The organism is Vibrio viridaestus (assembly GCF_003856525.1).
Lineage (GTDB): Bacteria > Pseudomonadota > Gammaproteobacteria > Enterobacterales > Vibrionaceae > Vibrio > Vibrio viridaestus.
The window spans coordinates 23,451-43,028 of record NZ_RJVQ01000016.1 but is presented as its reverse complement, the minus strand read 5'-3'; the positions used below and the strand labels follow the sequence as shown (position 1 = coordinate 43,028).

Annotated in this window: 21 protein-coding genes and 6 tRNA genes; 3 read left to right on the top strand and 24 right to left on the bottom strand. The window is 42.3% G+C overall.

All coding sequences use genetic code 11. The annotated features are described in order from the left end of the window. The 9 genes from EES38_RS20985 to fkpA form a co-directional block, all read right to left on the bottom strand. On the bottom strand, positions 1–149 hold a 149-nt coding region (locus tag EES38_RS20985; protein ID WP_243694244.1), incomplete at its 3' end, for a GTP-binding protein. A gap of 122 nt (positions 150–271) precedes the next feature. Next, on the bottom strand, positions 272–2,368 hold the full coding sequence (gene fusA / locus EES38_RS20980; RefSeq protein WP_124939175.1) for an elongation factor G: 2,097 nt from the start codon (positions 2,366–2,368) through the stop codon (positions 272–274). Between the two features lie 77 nt (positions 2,369–2,445). Further along, positions 2,446–2,916, bottom strand: coding sequence for a 30S ribosomal protein S7 (gene rpsG, locus EES38_RS20975; RefSeq protein WP_124939174.1), 471 nt, complete (start codon positions 2,914–2,916; stop codon positions 2,446–2,448). Positions 2,917–3,012: 96 nt separating this feature from the next. Further along, positions 3,013–3,387: a 30S ribosomal protein S12 gene (gene rpsL / locus EES38_RS20970; RefSeq protein WP_124939173.1), complete on the bottom strand. Its 375-nt coding sequence runs from the start codon at positions 3,385–3,387 to the stop codon at positions 3,013–3,015. 182 nt (positions 3,388–3,569) lie between these two features. Further along, positions 3,570–3,845 (bottom strand): sulfurtransferase complex subunit TusB, encoded by a 276-nt coding sequence (tusB, locus tag EES38_RS20965; protein ID WP_124939172.1) that lies wholly within the window; start codon positions 3,843–3,845, stop codon positions 3,570–3,572. A gap of 6 nt (positions 3,846–3,851) precedes the next feature. Next, a complete protein-coding gene (gene tusC / locus EES38_RS20960) occupies positions 3,852–4,208 on the bottom strand; it encodes a sulfurtransferase complex subunit TusC (protein WP_124939171.1) in 357 nt (118 codons plus the stop codon). After that, positions 4,205–4,600, bottom strand: a complete 396-nt coding sequence (gene tusD, locus EES38_RS20955) for a sulfurtransferase complex subunit TusD (protein WP_124939170.1) — start codon at positions 4,598–4,600, stop codon at positions 4,205–4,207. The genes tusC and tusD overlap by 4 nt, the downstream gene beginning before the upstream one ends. Continuing rightward, complete coding sequence (locus EES38_RS20950) at positions 4,600–5,322, bottom strand: helix-turn-helix transcriptional regulator (RefSeq protein WP_124939169.1); 723 nt, start codon at positions 5,320–5,322, stop codon at positions 4,600–4,602. The genes tusD and EES38_RS20950 overlap by 1 nt, the downstream gene beginning before the upstream one ends. Positions 5,323–5,492: 170 nt before the next feature. Further along, positions 5,493–6,305 carry an FKBP-type peptidyl-prolyl cis-trans isomerase gene (gene fkpA, locus EES38_RS20945; protein WP_124939168.1) on the bottom strand — a complete coding sequence of 271 codons (813 nt, stop codon included), beginning with the start codon at positions 6,303–6,305 and terminating at the stop codon, positions 5,493–5,495. A 145-nt stretch (positions 6,306–6,450) separates the two neighbouring features. On the opposite strand from fkpA, the gene EES38_RS20940 reads away from it, so the two are divergent. Next, entirely contained in the window at positions 6,451–7,437 is a 987-nt protein-coding gene (locus EES38_RS20940) for a WD40 repeat domain-containing protein (RefSeq protein ID WP_124939167.1), read from the top strand. Then, the gene (locus tag EES38_RS20935; protein WP_124939166.1) at positions 7,434–7,661 is read left to right on the top strand and encodes a SlyX family protein; all 228 of its coding nucleotides are present in this window, start codon (positions 7,434–7,436) and stop codon (positions 7,659–7,661) included. The genes EES38_RS20940 and EES38_RS20935 overlap by 4 nt, the downstream gene beginning before the upstream one ends. Before the next feature lie 25 nt (positions 7,662–7,686). On the opposite strand, the gene EES38_RS20930 is transcribed toward EES38_RS20935, so the two are convergent. The 9 genes from EES38_RS20930 to tsaE all read right to left on the bottom strand — a co-directional run bounded on the left by EES38_RS20930 (position 7,687) and on the right by tsaE (position 17,063). Continuing rightward, entirely contained in the window at positions 7,687–7,875 is a 189-nt protein-coding gene (locus EES38_RS20930) for a DUF2065 domain-containing protein (protein WP_124939165.1), read from the bottom strand. An 82-nt stretch (positions 7,876–7,957) separates the two neighbouring features. After that, the gene (hflC, locus tag EES38_RS20925) at positions 7,958–8,935 is read right to left on the bottom strand and encodes a protease modulator HflC (RefSeq protein WP_124939164.1); all 978 of its coding nucleotides are present in this window, start codon (positions 8,933–8,935) and stop codon (positions 7,958–7,960) included. A gap of 2 nt (positions 8,936–8,937) precedes the next feature. Next, positions 8,938–10,122 (bottom strand): FtsH protease activity modulator HflK, encoded by a 1,185-nt coding sequence (hflK, locus tag EES38_RS20920; RefSeq protein ID WP_124939163.1) that lies wholly within the window; start codon positions 10,120–10,122, stop codon positions 8,938–8,940. 45 nt (positions 10,123–10,167) lie between these two features. After that, a complete protein-coding gene (hflX, locus tag EES38_RS20915) occupies positions 10,168–11,457 on the bottom strand; it encodes a ribosome rescue GTPase HflX (RefSeq protein ID WP_124939162.1) in 1,290 nt (429 codons plus the stop codon). A 39-nt stretch (positions 11,458–11,496) separates the two neighbouring features. Further along, positions 11,497–11,757 carry an RNA chaperone Hfq gene (gene hfq / locus EES38_RS20910; RefSeq protein WP_124939161.1) on the bottom strand — a complete coding sequence of 87 codons (261 nt, stop codon included), beginning with the start codon at positions 11,755–11,757 and terminating at the stop codon, positions 11,497–11,499. Between the two features lie 198 nt (positions 11,758–11,955). Then, positions 11,956–12,885 carry a tRNA (adenosine(37)-N6)-dimethylallyltransferase MiaA gene (gene miaA, locus EES38_RS20905; protein ID WP_124939160.1) on the bottom strand — a complete coding sequence of 310 codons (930 nt, stop codon included), beginning with the start codon at positions 12,883–12,885 and terminating at the stop codon, positions 11,956–11,958. Then, complete coding sequence (gene mutL, locus EES38_RS20900) at positions 12,885–14,855, bottom strand: DNA mismatch repair endonuclease MutL (protein WP_124939159.1); 1,971 nt, start codon at positions 14,853–14,855, stop codon at positions 12,885–12,887. Before mutL ends, miaA begins: the two co-directional genes overlap by 1 nt. Before the next feature lie 4 nt (positions 14,856–14,859). Next, a complete protein-coding gene (locus EES38_RS20895) occupies positions 14,860–16,545 on the bottom strand; it encodes an N-acetylmuramoyl-L-alanine amidase (protein ID WP_243694243.1) in 1,686 nt (561 codons plus the stop codon). Between the two features lie 59 nt (positions 16,546–16,604). Then, a complete protein-coding gene (gene tsaE, locus EES38_RS20890) occupies positions 16,605–17,063 on the bottom strand; it encodes a tRNA (adenosine(37)-N6)-threonylcarbamoyltransferase complex ATPase subunit type 1 TsaE (protein ID WP_124939157.1) in 459 nt (152 codons plus the stop codon). Between the two features lie 215 nt (positions 17,064–17,278). Between tsaE and queG the strand changes: the two genes are divergently transcribed. Next, a complete protein-coding gene (gene queG, locus EES38_RS20885) occupies positions 17,279–18,391 on the top strand; it encodes a tRNA epoxyqueuosine(34) reductase QueG (protein ID WP_124939156.1) in 1,113 nt (370 codons plus the stop codon). A gap of 496 nt (positions 18,392–18,887) precedes the next feature. Here queG and EES38_RS20880 read toward each other — a convergent pair. The 6 genes from EES38_RS20880 to EES38_RS20855 all read right to left on the bottom strand — a co-directional run bounded on the left by EES38_RS20880 (position 18,888) and on the right by EES38_RS20855 (position 19,545). Next, positions 18,888–18,964: transfer RNA gene (locus tag EES38_RS20880), tRNA-Met, on the bottom strand. Between the two features lie 40 nt (positions 18,965–19,004). Continuing rightward, a tRNA-Gly gene (locus EES38_RS20875) sits at positions 19,005–19,080 on the bottom strand. Positions 19,081–19,119: 39 nt separating this feature from the next. Then, a tRNA-Met gene (locus EES38_RS20870) sits at positions 19,120–19,196 on the bottom strand. A gap of 40 nt (positions 19,197–19,236) precedes the next feature. Continuing rightward, positions 19,237–19,312 (bottom strand) — tRNA-Gly (locus tag EES38_RS20865). Between the two features lie 40 nt (positions 19,313–19,352). Then, a tRNA-Met gene (locus tag EES38_RS20860) sits at positions 19,353–19,429 on the bottom strand. Between the two features lie 40 nt (positions 19,430–19,469). Continuing rightward, positions 19,470–19,545, bottom strand: a tRNA-Gly gene (locus tag EES38_RS20855). Positions 19,546–19,578: the final 33 nt, after the last annotated feature.

Below are 19,578 nucleotides of genomic sequence, written 5' to 3'. Positions count from 1 at the left end.
ATAGATGCGAAGTCACGAGCTGCACCACCGTAAGTTTTAGATAGTACTGTACAGATAGCTGCTGTTAGAGTTGTTTTACCGTGGTCAACGTGGCCGATAGTACCAACGTTTACGTGCGGTTTCGTACGTTCAAATTTTTCTTTAGACACGATCGTGTTCCTTCCTAGTTATGATTCGCCCCAAGCACGTAATTCTCAGGGCGCGCCAGAAGTTGCTATTTTATGCGCCAACTTCCGTCAACGCAATAGATTCGTTACTAATCAAGTAAGATCTAACCACGTTCTGCGATAATTGCCTCAGCAATATTCTTAGGAACTTCAGCATACTCGGAAAATTCCATTGAGTATGATGCGCGTCCCTGAGTAGCAGAACGTAAATCAGTTGCGTAACCAAACATCTCAGATAGAGGGACTTTTGAATGAACAATTTTAAGACCAGCAGGGCCTTCGTCCATTCCTTCAATGAGGCCGCGACGACGGTTTAAGTCACCAACAACATCACCCATCCAATCTTCTGGAGTGGTTACTTCTACTTTCATTAGTGGTTCAAGAATTACAGGCTGTGCTTCGAGAGCACCTTTCTTGAACGCCATTGAGCCAGCGATTTTAAACGCCATCTCACTAGAGTCAACATCATGGTATGAACCATCGAATAATGTCGCCTTAACATCCAATACAGGATAGCCAGCTAACACACCGTTGTTCATTTGTTCTTCGATACCTTTCGCTACCGAACTGATGTATTCCTTAGGAACTACACCACCCACGACTTCATCTACGAAAACAAATCCTTCACCATCTTCTGCCGGCTCAATTTTTAGCCATACATGACCATATTGACCACGACCACCTGATTGGCGAATAAATTTACCTTCGACTTCCGTCTTACCACGAATGGTTTCACGGTAAGCAACCTGAGGTTTACCCACGTTGCAATCAACGCTGAACTCACGTTTCATGCGATCAACGATAATATCTAGGTGAAGCTCACCCATACCAGAAATCAGAGTCTGACCCGTTTCTTCATCCGTTTCAACACGGAATGATGGATCTTCAGCCGCCAGTTTACCCAGCGCAATACCCATTTTTTCCTGATCAGCTTTTGAGCGAGGCTCAACAGCAATCTGAATAACCGGTTCAGGGAATTCCATACGTTCCAGAACCACTTTGTGGTTTTGGTCGCACAATGTATCCCCAGTCGTCACATCTTTCAGACCGATAGCGGCTGCGATGTCACCAGCACGAACTTCTTTAATTTCTTCACGCTTATTTGAGTGCATTTGAACAATACGTCCAACACGCTCTTTCTTCTGTTTAACCGAGTTATAAACGGCATCACCTGAATTCAACACACCAGAGTAAACACGAACGAATGTCAGCGTTCCTACAAATGGGTCTGTTGCAATTTTGAATGCCAACGCTGCAAACGGTTCGTTGTCGTCAGCATGACGCTCAACTTCTTTTTCATTGTCATCAATACCTTTGATTGCTGGTACTTCTGTTGGTGCTGGTAAAAATTCAATAACAGCATCCAGTACAGCCTGAACACCTTTGTTCTTAAAGGCACTACCACAGGTTGCGATAACAATTTCGTTATTCAGCGTTCGAGTGCGCAGACCAAGCTTGATCTCGTCTTCGGTCAGCTCGCCCTCTTCTAAATATTTATCCATCAACTCTTCATTTGCTTCCGCAGCTGACTCAACCATATGAGTACGCCACTCTTCAGCAAGTTCAAGCATATCGGCTGGAATATCCTCATGAGTATATGTCATACCCTGATCTTCATCATTCCAGTTGATGGCTTTCATCTTGATAAGGTCGATCACACCTTTAAATTCTTCTTCGGCACCAATATTCAATTGAATAGGAACCGGAGTTGCACCAAGACGATGTTTAATTTGATCTACTACACGTAGGAAATCTGCACCAGCACGGTCCATTTTATTAACGAACACCATGCGAGGAACATGATATTTATCTGCCTGGCGCCAAACAGTCTCTGACTGAGGCTCAACACCTGATGCACCACAAAATACAACAACGGCACCGTCAAGTACGCGCAAAGAACGCTCTACTTCGATAGTAAAGTCAACGTGTCCTGGGGTATCGATGATATTGATGCGATGAGGTTCGAACTGTGCGTCCATACCACGCCAGAAGGTAGTAGTTGCAGCCGAGGTAATTGTAATACCACGCTCCTGCTCCTGCTCCATCCAGTCCATGGTGGCAGCACCATCGTGAACTTCGCCAATTTTATGAGAAAGGCCAGTGTAGAACAGAATACGCTCAGTAGTAGTAGTTTTTCCTGCATCTACGTGAGCACAAATACCGATATTACGGTAGCGCTCGATCGGAGTTTTACGAGCCACGATTGTATCCTCTTACTAAGGTTATCCTTAGAAAAAAATAGCAATGTGCTGCGAGCAAGCTCGCAGCACGAAAGGTATTACCAACGGTAATGAGCAAACGCTTTGTTCGCTTCTGCCATTTTATGAACGTCTTCACGTTTCTTAACAGCAGAACCTTTGTTTTCAGCTGCGTCTAGCATTTCTGCTGCTAGGCGACCAGCCATAGATTTTTCACCACGCTTACGCGCAGCATCAACAATCCAACGCATAGCAAGTGCGTTACGGCGAACCGGACGAACTTCTACAGGCACTTGGTATGTTGAACCACCCACACGACGAGATTTAACCTCTACCGCAGGGCGAACATTTTCAAGAGCTTCTTCAAAAACAGCTAAGTGATCTTTATTAGATTTCTCAGCCATAGTATCTAGTGCAGTATAAACGATCTTTTCTGCAACTGATTTTTTACCGTCAACCATTAGGATGTTAACGAATTTTGCCAGCAATTCAGATTTGAACTTTGGATCTGGAAGGATCTTACGCTGACCAATAACGCGACGACGTGGCATGGATATTCTCCGTTGTCTTCTTCAGGTTATCCAAAACTTTTCAGTTTCTTCAAATTAATCAATAAATTAGTGTTTGGCCTTACTTAACGGAATCCATTAAGACTTAGGACGCTTCACACCGTACTTAGAACGACCTTGTTTACGGTCATTAACGCCTGCACAGTCAAGTGCACCACGAACAGTGTGGTAACGCACACCTGGAAGGTCTTTAACACGACCACCACGGATAAGAACCACTGAGTGCTCTTGTAGGTTGTGACCTTCACCACCGATGTACGAAGTTACTTCGAAACCGTTTGTCAAACGAACACGACAAACTTTACGAAGTGCTGAGTTAGGTTTTTTAGGTGTAGTAGTGTAAACACGAGTACATACACCACGTTTTTGTGGGCACGCTTCTAGTGCAGGCACGTTGCTTTTCTCAACTTGCTTAACACGAGGTTTACGTACCAACTGGTTAATAGTTGCCATTAACTAGCTCCTGATTTACTTAAAGTAAGCTTTTGTGAAAAATCTACCCCTAATTACATTGATGCAAATAGGGACGCAAAATTCTATGCACCATCGATGGGACTGTCAAGAAATATACAGATCTTTTTGCCGATTTAATAAGCGCAACCCGAGTATAGTTGGTTAACTTGATATGCGCAGAGCTAATCCCACGTCAGAGATTGCTCATGCTCAGCGGTTAGGCGGGCAAATTGTCGATAACCAATTAGAGAGATTTCTGAGCTGATAAACGATGTAATCGCTCGAGCATCAGCATCCTCTTTTAGGCAATATACGTTAAAACGATTAATTAACGCATGTTGTTGATGCTTATCATTCGCCAGATAGACCGCATCTTCAATAAGAAGAATACAGTCCTCTTCACTAACATATTTTAGTGCAGTAGATGCGATGGATTGTGATTTTAATATGTGCAACATAACGGCTCAAAAATGGACAATTTTTTTACTAGCACGCATCATAGCTGTCAGCTCTTGAAGAGTGCATGGCTTCGCTTGGATAACCATTTCCGCATCATTTAACCCTAAATCATCCAAAGACTGCTGACATACATACACATTTTCAATGTCATACAAATCAAACAACTTAATCATTGGTGAATAATTCTTAGTGCGTATTGCTCGGGTATCTTGTCCTGACAACAAGTGCGCGACTCCCTCGGCTAAAAACACTACCGAAATATCGTCGGTTAATGCCGATGTAGCCAAAAGAGCGTCAATCCCCTCTCTGCCACTTGATGTGGCATGAGGTGCGGTTTGAAAAACAAAGGTAATCTGACTCAAAATTGAACTACCCTGTCTGAAGAAACTAGCGATTCAGCGAGGCTACCTAATCCAGCCTGTTCAAATTCCGGTGCCAAATTATGACTATCCAGCTCGTGCAGTTTTGCCTCTTCCTTACCAATTATGCCTCGGCGAAGAGAAGCCGCTACGCAAGTCTCTAAAGCAACATTGTGCTCTTTGGCTAAATTACTCCAAGCCAAAGAGAGATTAAACTCATCATTTGCAGGAACGACAAGTCGGCTACCATTCAAAACGCCATCCTGATAAAAGAAAACCTTCTTTAAGCTATGGCCTTCTTCTAGTAGAGCACAAGCAAAGTTATAAGCGCTATACGCCGACTGACTACCATATACTGAGCCATTCACGAGTAATGTATAAGATAGCGCCGACATTACTTTTCTTCGTCCTCAGTTTTTCTCTGGCGGATGTACAGATAAACAGTATGCTTGGATATATTGAGACGATCAGCCACACGGTTGATGGCATCCTTAATGTCAAAGATCCCTTTATCAAATAGCGCCATAACAATCTGACGATTTTTGGTATTATTTGATACAGTCTTATCGGCATTAATCTCTTCTATCGTTCTTTCCACTGTTTTATCCACCAGCTCTTCAACATCACTAGCAAAGTTAACAGATGACGTCGCATCCTCAGCTTCCTGAGTTGGCAGAAACGACTGTAATACTTGGGCAAAAGGCGCATCTAGATTCACGTTGATACACAGTAAACCAATAACCCGGTTTTCACCGTTGCGAATGGCGACAGTGATCGACTTCATCAAGACACCACCTTTAGCACGAGTAAAATAGGAACGAGAGAAATTACGCTCTGAACCTTCAATATCTCTAAGCATTCGCAGTGCTAGGTCGGTGATTGGCGAACCAACCTGGCGACCGGTATTCTCACCATTAGCAATTTTAATTGCCGATGTATTTAAATCTTCCAGAGAATGAAGAACAATCTCACAGAAGGGACCTATAAGACTTGCTATCCCATCAACAACCGCTTCATAGGATCGCAAGATAATTTTATCCTGCTCAGTAAATGGCTTCACGTGTACGGATTCCATTTCAAGCAACATTTCTGCGTTAAGCGCTTCAGTTGTTGTCACTGTTATCCAACCTTTAAATCAACAAATTGGTGTAAGTTTATCAGAAAATTTTAATGTTGGACTAAGCAATATCATTAACTAGTGATTTAGAACAAATAATGTCCTGAATAAAAAAGCAAAAAAAGCCTGAGACGAAACTCAGGCTTTTTACAATAATGATAATTTATTGCTTATTTATCCGCTTTTTTTGCATCTGCTGGTGCTTTTTTCTCTTCTTTAGCATCATGAACCTTAATCAGCTCTACTTCAAATACTAATGTCGAATTCGCAGGGATTGTCGGTGTCGCTTGGTCACCATAAGCAAGCTCTGGCGGAATAACAAATTCATACTTCGCACCTTCCTTCATTAACTGAACACCTTCTGTCCAGCCAGGAATCACGCGATTCAGAGGGAAAGTTGCAGGCTTACCACGATCGTACGAACTATCAAATTTAGTTCCATCAATCAAAGTACCTTTATACTGAACCTCTACTGTATCCGTCGCTTTTGGTGATTTGCCAGTGCCCGGAGTTAACTCTTTATAGAGAAGGCCAGATTCTGTTTTCTTCACGCCGTCTTCTTTTTCGAATTTAGCACGGAAATCATCACCCGCTTTCTTATCGGCATCCGCTTTTTCTTTCGCTTTCTTAGCAGCCACATCATTCAGACGTTTATCGAAACCTTCCAACGCTTTGTGTGCTTCTTCTTCAGAAAGACCTGACTTATCAGCAAATGCGTCTTCTATACCAGCAAGAACCATTTTCTTATCTAATTCAATGCCCATTTCTTTAGGCTTGTCTAAACTGGTGTTTAAGTAGTTCGCAAAAGAAACACCAATTGCATAGGCCGCTTTTTCGTCTTCAGACTTAAACGTCATTTGCTTCGTTTCTGTCTGTGCAGCAGGTGTATCAGTTTTACTCGTCTCAGCAGCATCCTCTTTCTGACAACCGACAGCAAGCATCACAGTTGCAGCAAGTAAAGACACTTTAAACAATGATTTCATTAAAAACTCCAATGTATAAGGCAAACCTTCTCATCTTGCTAACTAAGTGGTTCACAAACTCACTTTTAGTGCGCAAAATATTGTTATACCAAGATGTGTTGTAAACTTAAGAGTGTCTGTTCACTCTAAATGGATATCAATATAGATGCGAACATTTTCTCTTTATACCACTGTATTTTTTGTCAGCATGCTGTTAAATGGATGTTTTTTATCCTCCAGCCCAACAAAAAAATGGCTAATTGAACCCAATGGAGCAACGGCATTCGGACTGAGTCGCGATGCCAGATTTGCATTAACCTACTCTGACGAAAACCAAATAGTCCTATGGGATCTAAAAGAAAACAAGTTGTTAGCGCATCTTGGGCCATTGGACCAACAAAAGTCGACAGTCTCATTTATTAAGATTTCAGATAATGAGCGTTACGCAGTGACAGCAAGCCAAACTACCTTTTCTGTTTGGGACCTAGCCTGGTCTCAATCCAAAGGCCTTTGGTCGATTTCTGATGCCTTGATTAGAGACATTGATATATCGAATGATGGTCAGCAAGTCTTACTGGGCTTATCCAACGGCAAAGCAATTTACGTTGATTTAGTCAGCGGTAGACGCCTTGAGTTCCTTGCACATCAAGAAAAAGTCAACTCAGTAGCGATATCACCAAATGGGCAGTATGCACTGAGCGGTGGAAATGACTATAAGGCGTATTTCTGGAGTACAAAAACCGGACAAATACTCGAAACCTTTCCCCATGACCAGCGAATTGTAAGGGTCGCCTTACAAAGAGATGGTGAGTACGCTTTTACTTCCGATGGTGGTAATTCAGGTAAAATATGGAGTCTGAAGACCGGTAAAAAAATATCGGAACTCCATAGTTTCGCCAGACAACTTATCTTTTCCTTTGCTCGTTTTTCCGATGATGGTAAACGTTTAGTAACCGGTACTCCGGCTAGCCAACTAATCCTATGGGATACCTTATCTGGCGATAAAATCGATGAGTTTACAGTGGAAGCGAAAAAAGATACTCGACCTCAAAGTGCTGTCGTGTATGATGCGGCGTTCAGTAGTGAGCATAAAATTGTTTCTGGTTCCTCTTCCGGTATCGCAGAAGCATGGGAAATAAGCGGGAAAAAATGATGAGCGGCAAGCAAACTAAATTAGAGCAGAGAATCGATGATCTCGAATATCAGATAGCCTATCAGGAGCAAACTATTGACTCATTAAATAACGCGCTCGCACAGCAGCAATTGCAAATGAGCAAGATGCAAGAACAGATGCAGTTTATGATAGGGAAGCTGAAAACAATGACGAGCTCGAATTTAGCGGATCCATCGGAAGAGACACCGCCACCTCATTATTGATGTCTACTTAACTTTAAATACCATGTTAACGTAAATAAAAGTAGCAAATAACGAATCCAGCTACCACTAAGCTGCCTCCAATTCTTCGCAGATTATCATCAGTCTGCCCCACTAACAGTAAAATGGTATTCCGCCACTTCCGAGGGGAAATAAATGGCCCAATCCCCTCAACGAGTAACAACAGACCAAAAGCAAGCCATATAGAATGTGCCATATTTATTCTCTTTATGATTTCCGTTCGTTAATACAAAAAGGGCTCCTAACAAGGAGCCCTTTATTCTAAGATTAATTCGACATTATTTCGCGACCGAACCTTTCATTCCTTTCATATATTGGAAAAATTCACTATTCGGATCAAGGATAAGAACATCACCTTGACCATTAAAGGATTTTTCGTACGCTTTAAGAGAGCGCAGGAATGAGAAAAACTCAGGATCTTTCTTATATGCAGATGAGTAAATTTTCGCTGCTTGTGCATCGGCTTCACCACGGGTAACACGCGCAGTCTTATCCGCTTCAGCTAAAATAGTAGCAACTTCAAGCTCAGCTTGAGCCTTAATCACCTCTGCTTTTTCACGACCTTGAGAGCGATGCTTACGAGCTACAGAATCACGTTCTGCTCTCATACGACGATAAATAGATTCACTGATTTCATCCGGTAAATTAATTTTCTTCATCCGGAAATCGACGACATTAACACCAAGATCCTTCATGGCACTTTCTCTGGTATTAACTAGAACGTTTTCCATAATTTGATCGCGTTGACCATCGATTTTCAATGCTTCTTTTGCTGCTTCAGTCGTTACCACATCAGCATCAGGACTCGATGGAAGAACGTCATCATTACGAGGTCCAGAAACAATCTGCTTAATTTCTCTAGAACCGATTTCGGAACGGAGGACATCCGTCACTTTTCGTTCTAACAGAGCCTGAGCTGTAAGAGTATTACCACCACCAGTAGCCAAATAAAACTTACCAAAGTCTTCGATCTGCCATTTTACATAGGAGTCAATAATGACATCTTTTTTCTCAGATGTTACGAATCGGTCTGAGCGGCCATCCATCGTTTGGATACGAGCTTCCAGAGTTTTCACCCGATCAAATATCGGCATCTTAAAGTGCAAGCCTGGCTCATATATTTTCGCCATGTCATCTACTTTTAGGATGCGTCCGAATCGAACAACGATACCGCGCTCTCCTTCAGGGATAACGAACATCGACATGAGCACGACAATCAAGCCCAAAACAATAACAGGGATAATTAACTTACGCATGATTAGTATCTCCCTTGACGATTGCTATTTGTATCAGTTGAACGAGAATCTGACGATGAGTCTGAATTCTTATCCGAGTCCAAGGTGATATGGTCATACAAAGGTGATGATTTTAAATCCTGCTTCGTTGGCAGCTTACCTTCTTTAACTAGCTTATCGATCGGCAGATACAGAAGATTACCACTCGATTTAGAGTCAATAAGAACCTTAGGTGTACTTGAGTACACTTGCTCCATCGTATCAAGATATAGACGTTCACGAGTCACTTTAGGTGCAGCCTCGTATTCAGGGAGTAGTTTCTCAAACTGGGAAACCTGACCCTTAGCTTCGTTTACAGTTCGCTCGCTATATCCTTGAGCTTCCTTCTTCAAACGCTCAGCACGCCCCGTCGCTTTAGGAAGAATTTCGTTTTTATAGGCTTCTGCTTCACGGATGAAACGCTCTTCATCCTCACGAGCAGCAATCGCATCATCAAACGCATCTTTTACTTGCTCTGGTGGTCTCGCTGATTGGAAGTTGACATCAACAACCATCAGTCCCATGTCATACTTGTCAATAATTTCGTTCAAGGTTTCCTGAGTGCTCTGACGAATTTGTTGACGACCACTAGTCAAAATACTATCCATCAATGAATCACCAATAACAGCTCTTAGTGCTGAGTCAGTTGCCTGACGGAGGCTATCATCGGCATTGGTTACTTGGTATAGGTACTTGTACGGGTCTGCAACTCGATACTGAACATCCATCGCAACAGTGACAACATTCTCGTCTTTCGTTAGCATCAGACCTGTCGCTCTGAGTGAGCGAATAGCCTGAACGTTGACGGCTGAAACATCGTCAATGAATCGAGGTCGCCAGTTCAAACCTGGTTCGACAATACGATCATATTTACCCAAACGCAGGACAACCCCACGTTCAGCTTCACCGATAGTATAGAATCCAGAGAAGAACCATATAGCAATAGCGATAACGGCTATAACACCGAATCCTATGGTGCTTCCTCCAGAAAAAGAAGGACCTTTACCTCCCTTCTTACCAAATTTACCACCCAATTTTTGACTTAGCTTGTTAAATACTTCATCTAAGTCTGGTGGCCCCTGATCTTGGCCTTTGCGCTTACCGTTTCCCCATGGGTCGTTATCGCGGCCATTATTATTACCATTATTACCAGGCTCATTCCACGCCATCAGTAATCTCCATCATTTGATATGACGATATACTGTAGCAGTCCTTTAAGTAACTATAAAGTCACGTAAATCTGCTACGACTCTTTTTTCAAGTCTAGACCAATCCGCTTGCTGCATACGAACATTTATTAATAAATTGCCTTGTTGATCATACTCTTCCCGCTGAATTACGCGCATTTCATAAAATAAGCTGCGTAATTTCCCTTGAAACTCTGGCGGCAGACTCAAAGTATGCTCAATGACATTATTGGCTAAACGCTCTTTTAAGGCCTGGAATAAAAGGTCAATGCCTTCTCCTTCCATTGCGGATACCCAGACTTGCTGTGGTACTCCCTCATCATCTCTCTCGATGCCTGGAGTCCTGCCTTCGATATTATCGATCTTATTCATAACGACCAATGAAGGCACTTCATTAGCATCAATTTCGATCAAAACATCTTGTACAGCCTCAATATTCTCACGAAAACGCTCATCACTGGCATCAACAACATGTAACAAAATGTCAGCATCCTGCGTTTCTTGTAACGTTGCTTTAAATGCAGCAACAAGATCATGAGGCAAATGACGAATAAATCCGACGGTATCCGCCAATATTGCGGTGCCGACTTCATCGATATCGATCTTTCTTAATGTAGGATCCAATGTTGCAAACAACTGATCTGCAGCATACACCCCCGCTTGGGTAATTCGGTTAAATAACGTCGACTTACCTGCGTTGGTATACCCGACCAAAGAAACAGTTGGGATCTCTGCGCGATTTCTCGCTCTCCGGCCTTGCTCACGTTGTTTAGATACTTTCTCTAAACGACGCAATATCGCCTTAATTCGTTCACGCAATAAACGTCGGTCAGTCTCAAGCTGAGTTTCACCAGGGCCACGAAGGCCAATCCCACCTTTTTGACGCTCTAAGTGAGTCCAACCACGAATAAGACGAGTAGACAAATGGCGCAATTGGGCCAACTCTACCTGTAATTTACCTTCGTGAGTTCGTGCTCGTTGAGCGAAGATATCGAGAATCAATCCTGTACGATCGATGACTCGACATTGACACAACATTTCAAGGTTGCGCTCTTGGGCTGGAGAAAGGGCATGATTAAAGATCACCACATCCGCTTGCTCGCTATGAACAGCATGTGCGATCTCTTGGGCTTTACCCTCACCGACATAATATTTGGGATGAGGGGACTGACGACTACCAGTAATAACTTGTAGTGTCTCTACACCTGCAGAAGAAACTAACATTTCGCATTCGCGTAGATCTTCCCACTCACCCTCTTGCGTGAAGTTGATATGAACAAGTACGGCTCGCTCACCGGCTTCGTAACGGTCAAACAAGCAATCAACTCCTTACTTTTATTTGGCTATATTTCAGAATTACTCTTCGCCTTTATCTGAAGATCTTTCTGGTCTGTCACTCGCACTGTGGTGGCTAACTGCACGAGCAGGAACAACAGTAGAAATAGCGTGCTTATAGACCATCTGATTAACAGTATTTTTCAGCAGAATAACAAACTGATCAAAAGATTCGATCTGACCTTGTAGCTTGATACCGTTTACAAGGTAAATAGATACCGGGATACGCTCGCGACGTAGTGCATTTAAGAATGGATCTTGTAGAGATTGCCCCTTAGCCATTTTTATTTTCCTTATTTTGTATTTGTATTAATTATTTAGCTATCGGTGCACTAAGCATGTGCGGCTTTTGCATCTGAGCTAAATTCAAAAAGATACCCGACAAGACCTGTTATGAAGGTTAATTAACCCATTTTCAAGTGACAGATCCATTACAGAGTATTTCACGCAAAAGCGATCACATTATACACAGCGTTTAAGTTAAGATGCTATGGTATTTGCAACAGTCTCAAATGCTTGTTCAATGTTCTCACTATCCAACCAAGTCAAATCACTCCAACTTCTTAACCAAGTGATTTGTCTCTTGGCCAATTGACGGGTAGCACACACGCCACGAAACACAGCGCCATCTAAAGTGCCATCTCCGTCAAAATATTCCCACATCTGCCGATAACCCACACAGCGTATCGACGGAAGATCTTTATTTAGATCCTGCCTTAAATATAACTGTCTGACTTCGTCTTCGAACCCGGCTTCAATCATTTTCTCAAATCGAAGTTCAATTCGGCGATGGAGTTCTGCCCTATCCTTGGGGGCTATAGCAAACTGCTTCACATTAAATGGAATCGGTTCGCCTTTAATTTCTGTTAGCTCGGTTAAAGTTTTACCCGAAATTCGGTAAACTTCCAATGCCCTAGATAATCTTTGTGGATCATTAGGGTGGATTCTCTCTGCCGAGACAGGATCAACTTCTTTAAGCTGATCGTGCAGGACTTTCCACCCAAGAGTCAATGCCTCTTGTTCAATTTGTTGCCTAATTTTTGGATCAGCCGCTGGCAAAGGAGATAAACCGTCGAGCAAAGCCTTGAAATATAGCATCGTCCCACCAACCAGAAGTGGAATTTTACCTGACTTTACAATGTCATCCATCTCTTTCAACGCATCTCGTCGAAAATCAGCGGCAGAATAAGCCTCTGCTGGATCCAAAATGTCAATGAGCCTATGAGGCGCTAATCTTAGTTCATCTGCTGTTGGCTTTGCCGTTCCAATATTCATCCCTTTATATATTAATGCAGAATCGACACTGATAATTTCGACAGGGAATTGCTGTTTAAGCCGTATGGCAAGATCTGTTTTTCCTGACGCTGTAGGTCCCATTAAAAATAGAGCTAAAGGGAGTTCATTATTCATTAACTTAACGCTTCAATTATTGGTGAAAAATCCACTGGTCGCACTAATTTCTCATCATCAAGAGGGACTTTCCCCTGCCATAAATTTTCTAACTCAGAGATCAATTGGATCGCTTCAGATAGAGTATAGATCTGTTTTTCATGTTTATTTATCTGATAGAGATAATCAGCCAGCCAGTTGGCAAGTGTAACCCGGCTATGAGCACTATTCGGGTCAAGATACTGAAACGCGTAAGATAACAGATCTGCGATGACTTTTTGTAAATTTTGTTGCCTCAATGGCTGTGGCACTCCCATCACCATAACACCATCAGGTTTTCTGTACTTAAGATCAATCCCTAGATGAATGAATATCGGATCCCATAAGCTAAGTGAACTTACCTTCTCTTTTCCCAGCTTTATAGTGAGAGGGACGAGTAAAGGCTGACTTTTAAGTGGTTGATCCGAATCGAGCTGCTTTCTTAATCTGAGCTGAGATACTCGCTCTAAAGACAATAAGAAGTATCGATGGGACTCCTGCATCAAAGTATAACGTCCCTCAACAATAGAAACAGCTTTCCCAAGAGAAAGTGGAAATGGTTCTGCATCAGAGGAGGACTTAAGAGAAATAGTGACGTTAGTACTAGCAGATGAGATATTCGCGCCACGCCATTCTGAACGAGGCTCTTTGAGATTGAAATCGTCAGATTCTCTATTCGTCGCTATCAACTGAGTATAAGCTTCGACTTCCCTCTTACTGGGAGACTCCGAGCGATACTTAGACTGCGAATTGCCTTTATCAACAGAGTAATTCCGACTGCGTGCAGGCTCACCATCTTCATAGGCATTCTCTGAACGTATTTTATATCCTTTCTGTCCAGGGTATAGTGGGACGTCTTGTGCTCGAGTAACAGATGACTCACGTTTCGCCTCAGCATGAGAATCAACATCATAATGAAATGCAGATTCACTCACCATAGGAACATCAATATACTGACTTTCAGCAAGAGCACTAGCAAGTGCCTGATAAATAAAATCATGTACCAGTCTTGCTTGATGGAACCGGACTTCATGTTTCGCGGGATGAACATTAACGTCAACCTGATGAGGATCGACCTCGATAAAAAGGACAAATGCAGCATATTGGTCTGAAGATAACGATCCTTCATAACTCTGACGAATAGCATGATTGATTAACTTATCTTTCATCATTCGCCCGTTCACATAACAATACTGCAAGTCATTCTGCTGACGAGCACCATCAGGCGAGGTGATCCAGCCATACAGTTTAAGATCGTCGTGCTCCAACTCGATCTTTAACATTGACTTAACAAAATGGGTTCCACAGACTGCGGCTAATCGTTTTTCCTTCTGCAGTTCAGAAATACCAGCACGATATTGCCTTACAACCTTACCATTATGTTTTAAGGTAATCGCTGTATCAAAACGACTTAACGCTATTCTCTTCAGTAATTCATCAATATGAGTGAATTCTGTTTTTTCCGTACGTAAAAACTTACGCCGAGCAGGTGTATTAAAAAAAAGATCCAATACTTCTACGGTTGTTCCGACAGGATGTGCTGCAGGTTGCAGTTTTACATCCATTTCTCGACCTTCACTGTATGCCAACCATGCTTCTTCCTGAGTTACAGGCCGAGAAGTCAGAGACAGGCGGGAAACAGAGCTAATACTGGCAAGCGCTTCGCCTCGAAATCCTAGGCTCATAATTGCCTCTAAGTCATCAAGCGTATGGATTTTAGACGTTGCATGACGACTCAAGGCTAATGTTAGCTCGTCTTTGGGAATTCCCTGCCCATTGTCTCTAACCCTAATTAATTTAGAACCACCCTTTTCGATATCAATTTCAATACGGGTCGCTCCAGAATCGAGACTATTTTCCACCAGCTCCTTAACAACAGACGCAGGTCTTTCGACCACTTCACCTGCAGCAATTTGGTTGGCTAAACGAGCTGGAAGAATTTCAATTGCCATTTTTCTACCTATTCGGAATCACTAAAACCTGTCCAACTCTGAGCGAGTCAGATTTTAGCTGATTTACTTGTCGTAAATTATCAATACTCACATTGTAATCGCCAGCAATTTTGCCAAGGTATTCTCCGCGAGCAACTTTATGTTTACGGACAGGTTTATCTTTTAATGTCACGGTTATTTTCAGCTTTTGTCCAACACGTAATACATTAGAAGAGAGATTATTTTCTTTTTTAATTGCATCAACAGAGACTTTATATTTGTTGGCAATCAAGCCAAGAAACTCGCCTTTATCAACGGTATGGGTAACTACCTCTGTTTCAACCGGATTTTTAATCACCGGTACAGAGATACTGCCGCCTTGCGATGGGATGATAAGTACCTGTCCAACATTCAAACTGGATGATTTTAAATTATTAGCAGACATCAGATCATCGACGCTTGAACCATATTTTTGTGCAATAAGAGACAATGACTCTCCGGAAGATACCTTATGCTTCCTAGCCTTGTTACGATTCGCAAATAGTGTCCCTTCGGGGGGATTATCGTTGAAGTATTCCACAATCGCTTTCGATAGAGCTCGGGCGATTTTATCCTGATGAGTTCTTTGGAAAAGAAGTCGCTCTTCGGTAGGGTTTGAGATAAAACCTGTTTCAACCAAAACTGAAGGGATATCTGGAGATTTAAGTACGGCCAAACTAGCATTAACTGGACTGCTCTTATGCATATGAGCAACCTGCTTTAATTCCCCAATAATATCCGTTGCAAGTTTATACCCTTCTTTCTGTGAATGGCTAAACTGTAAATCGAGTAGCGTTTGACTCACGTTTTTATCGTTATTATTTTTAGCAAGAACCTGACCCGCGCCACCTAATAACTCGGACTGACGTTCATGATCTTCGACCCACTTAGAAATTTCAGTATTCGCCCGTCGAGTATTAAGAACAAAGACAGATGCGCCACGCGGCTGAGGCGTTCGGAATGCATCAGCGTGAATTGAAATTAACAAATGCGCTTTATTCTTGCGTGCTATTTCAGAACGTTTATTGAGGTTGACATAATAATCACCATTGCGAGTCATAACCGCTTTCATTCCAGGAATCGCATCAATTTGCGCTTCTAGTTTCTTAGCAATACTAAACGTCACATTTTTTTCATAATGTCCAGCAGGTCCAATTGAACCAGGGTCCTCACCGCCGTGTCCGGCGTCTATAGCAACAACAATATCGCTGTTACCATAAAATTGAGAGGCATCTCTTGAGATCTGTTTCGGAGCTTCAGTACTAGAAGGTTGTTCCTCTTTAGTAACAACAGTATTACCCCCAGATTGAGCACCATGCGGCAAATCAACAACTAAGCGATGCCCGTATTCTCCTTTCGGCGTCGGTGCGAGCTTAAACAGCTCTGGCGACGTTTTCTTCTTTAGCTCAAACACCAACCGATAAGTCCCCTTACTGGGTGGGGTACTTTTACGAATCCGGCTTAAAACAGGGCTTTTCCTGACATTCATCGGAAGCTTTGCGACCGAGTTCGAGTCCTGAACATCAACGACTAAACGATCCGGATTAGTCAACGTAAAATAGGTAAAATGAGCTTCATCTGATAGATCAATTACCACTCTTGTTTCATCTGGAGATGGCCAAACTCGAAAATTCTTTAATGTATTTGCATAAAGTGATGAGCTGGTAATCATTCCAATAATTAAAGCTAACCATACACAATGGCTTTTTATTCCACAGTACTTCAAGAAATTCATATCTCTAACTGACTCAGTAATTGATTTCCATACTCAGAATGGCCAGATAATTCGGCGATTCGCTGTTCACCATCGTAACGGATATCAATGCTAACGTCACATTCAGGTAACCAGCCAGCACCCTTTTCAGGCCACTCAACTAAACAGATTGCGTCGGATGTGAAGTAATCTCTGATTCCCATAAATTCGAGTTCTTCGGGATCAGATAATCGGTAAAGATCGAAATGATAAACCTGCCAGGCTCCTAAGTGGTAAGGTTCAACCAAAGTATAAGTTGGACTCTTTACATTACCATCATGGCCCAAAGAACGGATAAAACCACGGCTAAACGTTGTTTTTCCGGCACCAAGATCACCATGAAGATATATAGTTGTCTGCTGAGAGCAAAGTCCTGATAAAACTTGACCTAAGTTGATGGTTTCGGCTTCATTTTTTAAATGAAATAATGTCTTCATAACGAATATTTTCTCTAGCAGGTATTAATTCATAATTTTCACAAAACCAAATAGTAAACTGGGATAGATTTACGACACAAGTGAAGAAGTGTTTGTTCATCGAAAATCTTCGCTTCAGAATCAAATAAACTCGACAATCATTTACCATTCACATCCTAGATCCTAAACTTAAGATCCGTTAAGATCTCGCCCCCTTATACTACCTAAGATTCCGTATGGATTATCAAGAACTCGCAAACAAAATTAAAATTTGGGCAAAAGAGCTCGGATTCGAAAAAGTGGGGATTGCCGACGTGGATCTTAGTGAGCATGAGCAAGCATTACAAGATTGGCTGGATGCAGGGTATCACGGAGACATGGACTGGATGGAAAGGCATGGAATGATGCGTGCTCGCCCCGATGAACTATTGCCTGGAACCATTCGTGTTATCAGCGCCCGTATGCACTATCTTCCAGAAAATGCTCAATTCGCTTCGACATTAAATAATCCTGAGTTGGGATACATAAGTCGTTATGCATTAGGGCGTGATTACCACAAAGTCGTGAGGACCCAACTCAAAAAATTGGGTGAGAAAATCCAAGCTGAAGCGGAAACGTTACAATTTCGACCTTTTGTTGACTCAGCACCAATACTTGAAAGACCACTCGCACAGAATGCTGGCTTGGGCTGGACAGGCAAGCACTCTATTATTTTAGATGAAGACGTTGGCTCATGGTTTTTTCTGGGAGAACTGTTGGTCAATATTCCATTACCTGTCGACAGTCCTAGTAAAAATCAATGTGGTAAGTGCCAAGCTTGTAAGACATCATGTCCAACCAATGCCATTATCTCTGATGGTGTTATAGACTCTCGTAAATGCATTTCCTACTTGACCATTGAGTACTCGGGAGTCATTCCTGAAGAATTTCGCAAGCCTATGGGCAATCGCATTTATGGATGTGATGACTGCCAACTCGTTTGTCCTTGGAATCGAGTATCACCATTAACGAATCAAAGCGATTTTTCGCGTCGCTCTGTATTTGATAATCCAAGCTTGATTGATCTGTTCTCTTGGGATGAAAAAACCTTTCTCAAAAATCTGGAAGGCTCGCCGATAAGAAGAATAGGTCACGAACAATGGTTAAGAAATATTGCTATTGCGATGGGAAATGCGCCATTTTCGCCTACACTAATTATGGCCCTTGAAGCGAGAAAAGGCTTTTCTCCGCTGCTAGACGTTCATGTAGATTGGGCTATGGAACAACAAGCAATAAAAGATAACTCCCCATCAAGAGCACACGCTCGCCTGATAAGGATTGTTGAAAAAGGGTTACCAAGGGATGCTTAATAATGAGATTTTAGATTTCAATTTGATTTCAATTTCAAAATAAATACAGTGTGGAAAAACTTTTTGCATATTCTATATTTTTAAACATCAAAAAAAGTTAATCACAAGAATCGTTGAGTCCTACGATCAATTTTTTTAGATGTCAAGATCATTATTATTAATTTAAGATCAGCAGCATTTAAATAAAAAATATATATTTTACAAGCAGTTACACAAGGCAAGAATTAATAACCATCAACACGCCTTTTTACAAGATCTTTTGCTTTTTCGCTCAAGCCGCAACAAAATTACAGATTAATAACAGAGTTATCCACAAGTGTTATTTGTGGATAACTCTGTTAATGAAATAATATAATTCGCTAGAGAACCCGCTAAATAAGGCAATTGGTTGTGAATATATATCGAGTACAACTCGAACTTATGAATTGTATAATCCTTATTGGATTATTTTAGATGATGCTTCTCAGCATTAATGAAAAGAGCAAAAGAATTGAATTGGTTGCGGGGGCCGGATTTGAACCGACGACCTTCGGGTTATGAGCCCGACGAGCTACCAAGCTGCTCCACCCCGCGTCCATGAGTAAGACCTATTAAGAAGTCATTACTTTAAAACTGGAGCGACACACGAGGTTCGAACTCGTGACCTCAACCTTGGCAAGGTTGCGCTCTACCAACTGAGCTAGTGTCGCTTTGTGGACGAACATGACATTGCATGCTGTCTAAATAATTGGTTGCGGGGGCCGGATTTGAACCAACGACCTTCGGGTTATGAGCCCGACGAGCTACCAAACTGCTCCACCCCGCGTCCATGAGTAAGACCCATTAAGAAGTCATTACTTTGAAACTGGAGCGACACACGAGGTTCGAACTCGTGACCTCAACCTTGGCAAGGTTGCGCTCTACCAACTGAGCTAGTGTCGCTTCGCGGATAAACATGACACCGCATGTTTCCTGTATAAATTGGTTGCGGGGGCCGGATTTGAACCGACGACCTTCGGGTTATGAGCCCGACGAGCTACCAAGCTGCTCCACCCCGCGTCCATTAAGTAACGGATTTAACACCACTACTTTTAAATTCTGGAGCGACACACGAGGTTCGAACTCGTGACCTCAACCTTGGCAAGGTTGCGCTCTACCAACTGAGCTAGTGTCGCCTTATAGATGCTTTGCATCGTTCAGGGCTGCGA

What these genes read in the sequence shown, in the direction of transcription:
- hfq (WP_124939161.1), bottom strand. Translation starts at nt 11,757, where the DNA reads ATGGCTAAGGGGCAATCTCTACAAGATCCATTCTTAAATGCACTACGT.
- tsaE (WP_124939157.1), bottom strand. Translation starts at nt 17,063, where the DNA reads ATGAAGACATTATTTCATTTAAAAAATGAAGCCGAAACCATCAACTTA.
- hflC (WP_124939164.1), bottom strand. Translation starts at nt 8,935, where the DNA reads ATGCGTAAGTTAATTATCCCTGTTATTGTTTTGGGCTTGATTGTCGTG.
- miaA (WP_124939160.1), bottom strand. Translation starts at nt 12,885, where the DNA reads ATGAATAATGAACTCCCTTTAGCTCTATTTTTAATGGGACCTACAGCG.
- tusB (WP_124939172.1), bottom strand. Translation starts at nt 3,845, where the DNA reads ATGTTGCACATATTAAAATCACAATCCATCGCATCTACTGCACTAAAA.
- EES38_RS20940 (WP_124939167.1), top strand. Translation starts at nt 6,451, where the DNA reads ATGCGAACATTTTCTCTTTATACCACTGTATTTTTTGTCAGCATGCTG.
- mutL (WP_124939159.1), bottom strand. Translation starts at nt 14,855, where the DNA reads ATGGCAATTGAAATTCTTCCAGCTCGTTTAGCCAACCAAATTGCTGCA.
- EES38_RS20930 (WP_124939165.1), bottom strand. Translation starts at nt 7,875, where the DNA reads ATGGCACATTCTATATGGCTTGCTTTTGGTCTGTTGTTACTCGTTGAG.
- tusD (WP_124939170.1), bottom strand. Translation starts at nt 4,600, where the DNA reads ATGTCGGCGCTATCTTATACATTACTCGTGAATGGCTCAGTATATGGT.
- EES38_RS20935 (WP_124939166.1), top strand. Translation starts at nt 7,434, where the DNA reads ATGATGAGCGGCAAGCAAACTAAATTAGAGCAGAGAATCGATGATCTC.
- EES38_RS20895 (WP_243694243.1), bottom strand. Translation starts at nt 16,545, where the DNA reads ATGATTACCAGCTCATCACTTTATGCAAATACATTAAAGAATTTTCGA.
- rpsL (WP_124939173.1), bottom strand. Translation starts at nt 3,387, where the DNA reads ATGGCAACTATTAACCAGTTGGTACGTAAACCTCGTGTTAAGCAAGTT.
- hflK (WP_124939163.1), bottom strand. Translation starts at nt 10,122, where the DNA reads ATGGCGTGGAATGAGCCTGGTAATAATGGTAATAATAATGGCCGCGAT.
- queG (WP_124939156.1), top strand. Translation starts at nt 17,279, where the DNA reads ATGGATTATCAAGAACTCGCAAACAAAATTAAAATTTGGGCAAAAGAG.
- rpsG (WP_124939174.1), bottom strand. Translation starts at nt 2,916, where the DNA reads ATGCCACGTCGTCGCGTTATTGGTCAGCGTAAGATCCTTCCAGATCCA.
- fkpA (WP_124939168.1), bottom strand. Translation starts at nt 6,305, where the DNA reads ATGAAATCATTGTTTAAAGTGTCTTTACTTGCTGCAACTGTGATGCTT.